General features: G+C 72.4%; 7 protein-coding genes. 3 read left to right on the forward strand and 4 right to left on the reverse strand.

The window, feature by feature from the left end; all coding sequences use genetic code 11:
- Positions 1 to 419 (reverse strand): PHP domain-containing protein (locus tag AB1673_13910; protein MEW6155059.1); only part of this gene is annotated, 419 nt, incomplete at its 3' end.
- A gap of 161 nt (positions 420 to 580) precedes the next feature.
- On the opposite strand from AB1673_13910, the gene AB1673_13915 reads away from it, so the two are divergent.
- Positions 581 to 877, forward strand: coding sequence for an STAS domain-containing protein (locus tag AB1673_13915; protein ID MEW6155060.1), 297 nt, complete (start codon positions 581 to 583; stop codon positions 875 to 877).
- 372 nt (positions 878 to 1249) lie between these two features.
- Positions 1250 to 1759, forward strand: a complete 510-nt coding sequence (locus AB1673_13920) for a hypothetical protein (protein ID MEW6155061.1) — start codon at positions 1250 to 1252, stop codon at positions 1757 to 1759.
- A gap of 265 nt (positions 1760 to 2024) precedes the next feature.
- On the opposite strand, the gene AB1673_13925 is transcribed toward AB1673_13920, so the two are convergent.
- Positions 2025 to 3614, reverse strand: coding sequence for a sialidase family protein (locus tag AB1673_13925; protein ID MEW6155062.1), 1590 nt, complete (start codon positions 3612 to 3614; stop codon positions 2025 to 2027).
- Between the two features lie 132 nt (positions 3615 to 3746).
- Between AB1673_13925 and AB1673_13930 the strand changes: the two genes are divergently transcribed.
- On the forward strand, positions 3747 to 5339 hold the full coding sequence (locus AB1673_13930; protein ID MEW6155063.1) for a multicopper oxidase family protein: 1593 nt from the start codon (positions 3747 to 3749) through the stop codon (positions 5337 to 5339).
- Between the two features lie 10 nt (positions 5340 to 5349).
- Here AB1673_13930 and AB1673_13935 read toward each other — a convergent pair whose 3' ends face one another.
- Both AB1673_13935 and AB1673_13940 read right to left on the reverse strand, forming a co-directional pair.
- Complete coding sequence (locus AB1673_13935; protein ID MEW6155064.1) at positions 5350 to 5781, reverse strand: cupredoxin domain-containing protein; 432 nt, start codon at positions 5779 to 5781, stop codon at positions 5350 to 5352.
- A gap of 174 nt (positions 5782 to 5955) precedes the next feature.
- The coding region (locus AB1673_13940; GenBank protein ID MEW6155065.1) for a DNA polymerase Y family protein at positions 5956 to 6318 on the reverse strand (363 nt) is incomplete at its 5' end.

The raw sequence follows: 6318 nt of genomic DNA on the forward strand, positions 1-6318 counted from the left end.
GGCACGCCCCCGATTCCCGCGCAGGTTTCGTGGGGTGAGGGCGGCCACAGGTCGAGGGTCAGCTCGGCCCCGAACACGGTGGGCAGGCCCAGGGCCGAGGCCGCCTCGGCGAAGCGCACCACCCCGTAGAAGCCGTCGTGGTCGGTGAGGGCCAGAGCGTCGAGGCCCAGGCGGGCGGCCTCCTCGGCCAGCTCCTCGGGTAACGAGGCCCCGTCGAGGAAGCTGAAGGCCGAGTGGCAGTGCAGCTCTGCGTAGGCCGGCCCCCGCCCGCCTCCCCTGGGCCCGGCCGGGGGCCCGGCGGGGGGAGGCTGGTAGGGCTGGCGCCGGCGCGACCACGCCGGGCTGTCGCCCCCGTCGCCCGGGTGCCGGTCGTGGCGGCCGAGCTCGGGCCTCGGCGCCGGCGGGTTGTTCCACCCCATCGCCGCCTAGAGTACCCGAACGTATGTTCGATGATCGAAGCCGGGCGGTTGCCAGCCGAGCCGCCGAGCGCGAGGATGCACGTGGGTTGAAACCCGACCTGAGCGCCCACCCGACCCAGACGGGGGGACCCGAATTGAGAAGCACGCCCCAACCCTTTGCCGTGTCCGTGGAACCTAACCAGGGCAGTCCCGTGGTCCGCGTCACCGGGGAGCTCGACGTGGCCACCGCGCCCCGCCTCCAGCAAGAGCTCCAGGCCCTGAGCGGCTCGGCCCCGGCGCTCGTCACCCTCGACTTGGCCGAGACCGAGTTCATAGATTCCACCGGCCTGCGGGCCATCGTGGTGGCCGTGAAGGACCTGCGGGCCTCGGGCGGCGACCTCGTCGTCCGCAGCCCGTCCCCCAGCACGGCCCGCCTCCTGGAGATCAGCGGCCTCTCCGCCGTCGTCCGGGTCGCCTGACCGACCCCTCGGGCGGCGCGACGGCGGGTCGGTGGAGCACAGGCGGCTGACCGAGAAACGAGAACCTGCGCGGGAATCGTGGGCGAAACGCCCACGATTCCCGCGCAGGTTTCGGGGGGTCCCGGCGCCGCCGTCCTGGTGGTCGTCCCCGTGGTCGCCCGCGGCCGGCGCGTGACTGTCGCCGGGGCCGACCACGACCTACGGGTGGGCAACGACCGCGACACCGGGCCATGGCCGAGATAGCGGCCTGGGGCCGCCGGCAAGGTCGGACCGTGAGCAGCCCAGACAACCACGGGAGCCTACGGTGAGCCGCCGGGCCCCGATGGTGGCGGGCGTGGTACTGGTCGGGATCACGGTGGTGGTGGCCGGTGAGTGAAGCGGCCCGCGCTCGCCGTCGTCGCCATCGCCGTCGTGGTCGTGGTCGTGGTCGTGGCGGCCGTAGCGGTCTCACTGGCCGTCGCCTCCGGACCGGCCGCGGCCGCCTTCTCCGACGAGGACGGGCTCGGCTGCCAGGGGGCGTTGACCGTCCTCAGCCAGGACGGGGGGCGGGTCTCGTTCCACCTCGTCGACGCCCGCGACAGCACGGTGAGGGCTCCCCGAGAGGGCCGGTTCTCATGGCGAGCGTCGGTCCGAGACCCCGCTGACGACTATCAGGGGTCGCTTTCTCTTCGCCTGGCGTGGTGGACCTACGAGCTGGGGTCGTGGGAAGGGACCAATCCGTCCCGGGCGCGGTCGGCAGCCGGCAGTGGGGCTATCGATGACTTCTTCCTCTCGAGGGACGCCACCTGGCGGACGGCAGGACCTGTGAGGGCCGGGCCCGGGTCTTGCTGGGGGGGGCGGTCTTCGCCAACGCACTGGGGACCTTGGCGGTCGTGGGCGTGATCGTGACCGCCGTTCTCCTGCCCCTGGCCGGCCGCCAGCGCCCAGTTCGGCTCCTACCTGGCCGTCGTGCTGCTCATGACCGGAGCCGTCGCGTCCGACAGTTCAGCCTTCGTCATCCTGCCCGCGACGTTTGCCTCGGTCGGACTGGCCCTCGGCGTGACGGCCCCATTCACGAAACCCGCGCGGGTTTCGCGGGCATAACGCCCACGGTTCCCGCGCAGGTTTCGGGGGGTTCTGGACCGCCGGCTCAGCCGGCTCAGCCGGCTCAGCCGACCGGTTGTTCCTGGCGGGCGGGCTTGGTCTCGGGGGCGGGGTTCTGGCGGCGGAACAGGAACACGGCCAGGCACATGGCGATGCCGAGGCCGAACAGGCCGCCGGCTAGGCCGGCCTGCAGGGCCGTCACCCGCCGGGGCTCGGTCGTGCCGAACGAGACGGTCGAGGTGAACACGTCCTGGGCCTGGCTGATGGCGTTGCCGTTGCGGGTGTCCGACCAGGCCACGACCGCCCCCCGGTTGTCCGACGAGATGGCCACCGGGGAGAGCACGTCGATGTTGTTCTTCCACGTGCCGATGGTGCGGTCGATGGGCAGGTCGTTGACCTTGAGGTTGGGCGTCCACGTCTCACCCCCGTCGCGCGAGCTGGTCATGTAGACGCTCGACATCGTGCCCCGGTTGCTGAACAGGGACAGGATCTGGCCGGTGCCGACCGTGGGCGGCGGGAACGGGTCGTCGCGCCAGTCGTACCAGGCCACGTCGATGCGCCCGTCGGGGCTCATCGATATGCGGGGGTAGTGCTGGCCCACGCGGGTCCCCCGCGTGTCGTCGTTGAGCAGCTTGGGTGTGGTCCAGGTGGTGGCGTCGGTCGAGGACGAGTAGTAGATGTCGAGCTCCTCGGCCCGGTTGTCGTGCCACACGACGTGGAACATGTTGCGGGTGCGGTCGTAGAGGGGCATGGGCTCGCTGGCGTCGCGGGCCCGGGCGATCTCCACGTCCTGCGCCCACGTGCGGCCGCCGTCGTTGGAGATGGCCACGAACAGCTTGGTGGTGGGCGGCTCGGGCAGCGGCGGCTGGTCAGCCCCCGGCGCAGGCGGCGCCGACTCCCGGTAGAAGGCGTAGAGGCTGTCGCCGGCGATGACCGGGTAGGGGCCGTCGAAGCCGTTGTTCTTCTCGAACATTCGCTGGGGCGCGCTCCACGTGGCCCCGCCGTCGGTCGAGGTCGCCATGTAAGGACGGGTCGGGAGCGACTCGGGGTAGTTGCGGAACGAACGCCGCCACATGGCGACCAGACGCTCGGGATCGGCCGGGTCGATGGCCAGGTGGCCCTGGAAGTTGACCTCCATCTGCACGCCGGGCTCGGGCGCGGGCGCGCCCGGGTCGATGGCGGTGGTGGTCCACGACCGGCCACCGTCGCTGGTGCGGCCCAGCATCACGCTGCGGGTGCCGTTGCGGTCGGGGGCGTTGGCCTGGAAGACCCAGTAGAGGTCGCCGTTGGGGCCCTGCTGGAGCTCGTTGCGCAGGTTCTGGGGCAAGGCCGCCCCCATGGCGCAGTTGCGGGTGAAGGGCAGCAGTTCGGGCGCGTTCTCCTGGCGCCAGGTGGCGCCCCGGTCGACCGAGACGGCGAACCGGCACTCGCCGGTGATCAGCTCGACGTGGGCCAGGTAGACGATGTTGGGGTCGTCCTTGTCGACGACGACGGCCGGGCCCTCGTGGCTGCGCGACAGGGGCACCTCGTCGTCGAACGCGTTCACCTGGGCGGCCCTCGACGCCTCCGGCGGGCCGGCGGTCGTGCTCGACGAGCATGCTCCCGCCATCACCCCCAACGCCACTGCACACCCTGCCAGCCGTCGTCCGTCCATCGGCGCCCCCCTTGTTCCCGCCCTACGGCCTACCGCCTTTGCACGGTGGGTTTCAATAGATGTCGTGGACACCTACTACTACAGGGGCCACCCGGCCCGACCGGCGCCGGTCCGCCCTTAGACTCCGGTCCCATGTCTCCCCTGTCCCGGCGGCAGTTCCTGGCCCTGAGCGGTGCCGCGTCGGCGGGCGTCGTGCTGGCCGGTTGCGGTGGGGCCACCCCCGCGGCCGTGCCCATCGAGGCGTCGGGCCCGGAGGTGGCCGCAGCCGAGGCCCGGCGGCGGCGGTTGGGCGCCCGCCTGCACCAGGTGGCGATCTCCGCATCGCCCCTGGCCCACGACCTGGGCGGGCTACCCGTGCAGACCTGGGGCTACAACGGCATAGTCCCGGGGCCGGAGGTGAGGCTCACCGCCGGCGACGTCCTCCAGGCCCGGTTCACCAACAACCTGCCCGAGCCGACCACCATCCACTGGCACGGGCTGGCCCTGCGCAACGACATGGACGGCGTGCCCGAGCTGACCCAGCCCCTGGTGGCGCCGGGTGCGACCTTCCTCTACGAGTTCACGGCCCCCGATCCCGGGACGTTCTGGTTCCACCCCCACCACGGCCTCCACCTCGACACCGGCTTGTACGCCCCCCTCGTGATCGAGGACCCCCGCGAGGTCGGGGCCTACGACCGCGAGTACACGGTGGTGCTCGACGACTGGGTGCACGGGCTGGGCCAGGCCCCCGAGGAGATACTCGACGACCTGCGGGCCGGCCGGGGCGCCCACGCCGCCCACCTGGAGGCGGCGGCCGCCGGGGGTGACCCCGGGCCCACGAGCGCCGAACTGGCCAGCGCCGGCGGTGACGTCGTCTACCCGCTCTACCTGGTGAACGGCCGCCGTCCGTCCCAGCCCGTGACGTTCGAGGCCCGGCCCGGCGAGCGGCTCCGGCTGCGGATCATCAACGCCGGCTCGGACACACCGTTCCGGGTGGCGGTGGGCGGCCACCAGATGGTCGTCACCCACACCGACGGCTTCCCGGTCGAGCCCGTGCGCGTCGACTCGCTGATCATCGCCATGGCCGAGCGCTACGACGTGGTCGTGACCGTGAGCGAAGCCGGCGTGTTCCCGTTGGTGGCCGTGGCCGAGGCCAAGGCCAACCAGGCTGTGGCCCTCATCCGTTCGGGGGCGGGAGCGGCCCCGCCGCCAGACGTCCGGCCCTCCGAGCTCACCGGCAGGGTCCTGCACAACCGTGACCTGCGGGCCGCGGGCGACGTGCGCCTACCCGAAGGGCGGCCCGACCGGGTGTACGTGGCCGAGTTGGGCGGCGGCGAGGAGGGCTACGTGTGGACGATCAACGGCGCGCCCCACGGCGACGAGCCCCTCAAGGTGCGCCAGGGCGAGAAGGTGCGCCTGGTGTTCAACAACACGACCACGATGTTCCACCCCATGCACCTGCACGGCCACACCTTCCAGGTGGTGCGCACCGACGGCTCGCCGGGCCCCAGAAAAGACACGACGATCGTCCGCCCTGGGGAGAGGGTGGCCGTCGACTTCGTGGCCGACAACCCCGGCCAGTGGATGGTCCACTGCCACAACCTCTACCACCAGCTGGGCGGCATGATGACCACCGTCTCCTACGTGCGTAACGGGGACGGGTCGACGACCGCCCGCCAGCGGGCGGCCGCCTGGGACCGCGTCAAGTTCGCCTGCGGTTGGACGGGACCGGTGTCGACCGCCTGACCCGCGCTCCCTACCTGACGACGAACGCCCCCGACATCTGGTGGGGGTGGACCTCGCAGTGGAAGGCGTAGGTGCCCGGCCGGAACGGTCCGGCGTTGAACGTGCGGGTGCCGGGACCGGCGAAGATCTCGGCCCGGAACATCACCTCGGTGGCGCTGTGGCTCTCGAGGAACACGATGTTGTGGCCAACCGTGTCCCTGTTCTCGAACGAAACGGTGAACGCCTGGTCGGCGGGGGCCGCCAGACAGTCGCTCTGGAACGACGTGTTGTTGGCCACCACGGTCACGGTGTTGCCCGACGGGGTGCAGGAGGCGTTGACCGGCGCCCCACCGTGGGTGTGCCCGTGGGCCGTGGTCGCGGTGGCGCCGTCAGCCCCGGGCGCGGGGGTGTCGTCGGTGCCGCCGTCGCTTCCGCAGGCGGCCATGAAGAGCAGGGCTGCCATCGGCACCGCAAGCAACGATCTACGCATCTGTGTCGGGTCCTTCCTTGTCCACGGGGGCCGCCCCGCCTGAGCCTACGCCCCCCGGCGGCTGGTGTCTTTCGCTATCGGCGCTTCGCGCCGAGCGGCGACCTGCCCCTGACCAGCACCCTTGTCGATGCGGCCAAGCCCGCCCGGTCAGTCATAAGTCGCCTCGACCGTCCACCGACCCCCTTCGAGCGCGAGCAGGTGGGCCGCCCCGGTGGCGGTGACCACCTGCCAGCGGCAGCGCCGGCGGTGGGCCCTGGGGTCCCACCAGCGCTCGTCGACCGGCCAGGGCCCGGCCCAGGCCAACACCTCCTCGGGCCGGCCACCGCCGCAGACCAGCCGGTGAGGGGTGCCTGTGGGCACTCCCCGGCCGTCGACCCCCACCGCCGCCCCGTCAGCGTCGAGCACCTCGGCGGCCAGCGGGGTCGAAGGAACGGTGGCCGGAGCCGGCCCTGGCACCCGCCCCGGCCACGGCGCCCCCCGGCCGGCCCACAGACGACCGGCGGGCGGGGC

This window comes from Actinomycetota bacterium (assembly GCA_040754375.1).
Lineage (GTDB): Bacteria > Actinomycetota > Acidimicrobiia > Acidimicrobiales > AC-14 > JBFMCT01.